4 protein-coding genes are annotated in these 2,683 nt (G+C 73.1%); 3 read left to right on the plus strand and 1 reads right to left on the minus strand.

Annotation, left to right across the window (positions count from 1 at the left end; all coding sequences use genetic code 11):
- A partial coding sequence (locus AAHZ94_RS32305; protein ID WP_349997267.1) for a hypothetical protein occupies positions 1-212 on the plus strand: 212 nt, incomplete at its 5' end.
- Here the strand turns inward: AAHZ94_RS32305 and AAHZ94_RS32310 are convergent.
- Positions 161-1,870 (minus strand): ATP-binding cassette domain-containing protein, encoded by a 1,710-nt coding sequence (locus tag AAHZ94_RS32310; protein WP_349997268.1) that lies wholly within the window; start codon positions 1,868-1,870, stop codon positions 161-163. The genes AAHZ94_RS32305 and AAHZ94_RS32310 overlap by 52 nt on opposite strands.
- Before the next feature lie 4 nt (positions 1,871-1,874).
- Here AAHZ94_RS32310 and AAHZ94_RS32315 point away from each other — a divergent pair, with 4 nt between their 5' ends.
- Entirely contained in the window at positions 1,875-2,246 is a 372-nt protein-coding gene (locus tag AAHZ94_RS32315; RefSeq protein WP_349997269.1) for a WhiB family transcriptional regulator, read from the plus strand.
- Positions 2,243-2,563 carry a putative WhiB-interacting protein gene (locus AAHZ94_RS32320; RefSeq protein ID WP_349997270.1) on the plus strand — a complete coding sequence of 107 codons (321 nt, stop codon included), beginning with the start codon at positions 2,243-2,245 and terminating at the stop codon, positions 2,561-2,563. The genes AAHZ94_RS32315 and AAHZ94_RS32320 overlap by 4 nt, the downstream gene beginning before the upstream one ends.
- Positions 2,564-2,683: the final 120 nt, after the last annotated feature.

Here is a 2,683-nt window from a genome sequence, read left to right on the forward strand (position 1 = left end):
CCCGCGCGGGCCGCGGCGGGGCCCCCCCACCCCCCCCCCCAACCCCCCCCCCCCCCCCCCCCGGCGGGGGGGGGGGGGGGGGGCGCGGCCCGCCCGCGGGGGGGGGGGGGGGGGGGCCCCCCCCGGGGGAGGGTGGGAGCAGATGGGGTGGGACGGGCGGTCAGCGGTCCTGGGAGAGTTGCAGGAGTTCGGCGAAGGTGCCGTGGGCGTGAGTGAGGTCGTCGTACCGGCCCTGTTCGATGATGCGGCCGTGCTCCATGACGATGATGTGGTCGGCGATCTTCGTGTTCTCCAGCCGGTGGGTGACCACGATGGTGATGCGGTCGGTGGCGACGGCCTTGATCTGTTCGAAGATCTGGTGCTCGCCCCGGGGGTCCATCTGGGAGGTCGGTTCGTCCAGGATCAGCAACCCCGGACTTCGGTACAGCGCCCTGGAACATGCGATGCGCTGCCATTGCCCGCCGGAGAGCTCCGTGCCGCCGAAGACCTGCCGGGAGAGCAGGGTGTCCAACCCTGCGGGGAGGTCGTCGATCGCCTCGCGGAGGCCGACCGCGTCGATTGCTTCCCAGACGGGTGTGTCGTCATGGGTACGGGGTTGGCCGAGGGTGACGTTGTCGCGTACCGGCATCGGCCACTGGGCGAAGATCTGCGGCACCAGCCCGGTCTGTGCCCACACACCGGCGGGGTCCAGTTCGGCGAGGTCGGTGCCGTTCCAGGTGACCTTGCCCTTGTCGGCCAGGTAGATGCCGGTGAGCAGGCGGGTAAGGGTGGACTTGCCGGAGCCGTTGGCGCCGACGATGGCGAGGATCTGGCCGCGCTCCAGGGTGAGGGAGAGGTTGTCGACGGCGGGCCTGTCCCTGCCGGGGTACTGGTAGCTGACTTCCTCCAGGCAGATGCGTTCGACCTGGCCGGTGGGGTGGCCCGGGCCGCGCTGGGGCGCGCGGGCGGTCGCGTCGTCGAGGAAGGTCTGCATGTCGTTGAGGTAGAGGCTGGTGTGGAAGACCGCGGCGCCGTTGGTGACGACCCCGGAGAGCGCGGCGAGCGTGGTCTGTACGGCGATGACGGCGGTGGCCGCGACCGCGAGTTCGATCCGGCCGGAGACCGCGAGCCAGGCCAGCGCTCCCCAGGTCGCGACGAGGAAGAGGCCGCCGGCCAGCGCGGAGAGGAGCGCGATCCGTAGTGTGCGCGGCGCTGCGGTCAGCGTGCGCCGGTCGCACCGCGCGGACAGCGCCCGGTGCCAGTACACGAGGTAGTCGGTCATCGAGTTGGCGCGGACCTCGTCGCTGTACTTCGGTGTGGTCGCCCACCAGCGCATCATCGCGCGCACGTTGCGGTCGGCGACGTTGGCGTAGTGGATCTCGTAGTCGACGCGCGCCGAGAGCACCGCTCCCACACCGGCCGGCAACACGGCGAGCAGCAACAGTGGCAGCAGCAACGGGTTCAGCACCGACAACACCCCACCGGCGGTGACCATGCGGATCAGCGCGGACAGGAACCGCTGGGCATCGGTCACCATCACCTGAGTGCGGACCACTCCCATCTCGGCCGCCTCCTGTCGCTCGGCGAACCCGTCCTCCGCGTACGCCGACGCCTCCACCCGGCACACCGCCTCGACCAGCGCGCTGTCGGTCTCCGTCGCCAACCGCGGGGTGATCCGCCGCTCCGCGTAGCCGGCCAACGCCGCCGCGGCGCGCCCCCCCCCCGCGGCGCCCGCCCCCCCCCCCCCCGGGCCGCCCCCCCCGGCCCCCCCCCCCCGGCCCCCCCACCCCCCCCCGGGGCGCCGCCCCCCTTTTGATTTGCCCTCCTGGTCGTCCAGGGGGGAGACGCAGCGCCCGGCCACCAGCCGGGCCGACACAGACGAGGAATTCACCACCGTGCATCTCAAGGCGCACACCCCGTCCGTAGCGACCGACCTGATCCCCCCGCCCGACCACCCCTCGGAGGACTCCTTGACCCCGGCCCCGCTCACCGCTCTGACCGAGCTCGATGACGCCATCGAGAGCCTCGGCGAAGCCGTTCCGTGTCGCTCGTACGACCCGGAGGTCTTCTTCGCCGAGTCGCCCGCCGACGTCGAGTACGCCAAGTCGCTGTGCCAGACCTGTCCGCTGCGTGCGGCCTGCCTCGCCGGTGCGAAGGACCGCCGGGAGCCCTGGGGCGTCTGGGGCGGCGAGCTCTTCGTGCAGGGCGTGGTGGTGGCTCGGAAGCGGCCCCGTGGTCGCCCGCGCAAGAACCCGGTCGTGGCATGAGCACCGCCGGCACCATCGACCGCCCCGCGACGCACGACCCCAAGAAGCAGGACCCGACGATGTCAACCACCGACGAACCCCAGCTCGCCCACCCGCTGAGCAACACCACGAACGCACCCGAGACGTGCCAGAACAGGACCCGCGAAATGCAACTCATCCCAGAAGCCTTGGCTCGTGCGCATATGCACGAGCGGCTCAACGAGGCTGAATCACAACGCAAGGCCGTACGCCTTGCCACGGCGCGACGCATGCAGCGTCGGGCAGAGCGCGCCTCGATGCGCGCCCGCCGCGCCTTGGCCATGGCGGTCATGAGCTGAAGTGCCGCCGGCCGCGCGCCGGCCGGCCCGGCGCGGGGCCCCCCCGGGGGCCCCGCCCCCCCCCCCGGGGGGGGGGGGGGGGGGGCCCCCCCCCCCCCCCGGGGGGGGGGGCCGCCCCCG

This window comes from Streptomyces sp. HSW2009 (assembly GCF_040240285.1).
Taxonomy (GTDB): Bacteria; Actinomycetota; Actinomycetes; order Streptomycetales; family Streptomycetaceae; genus Streptomyces.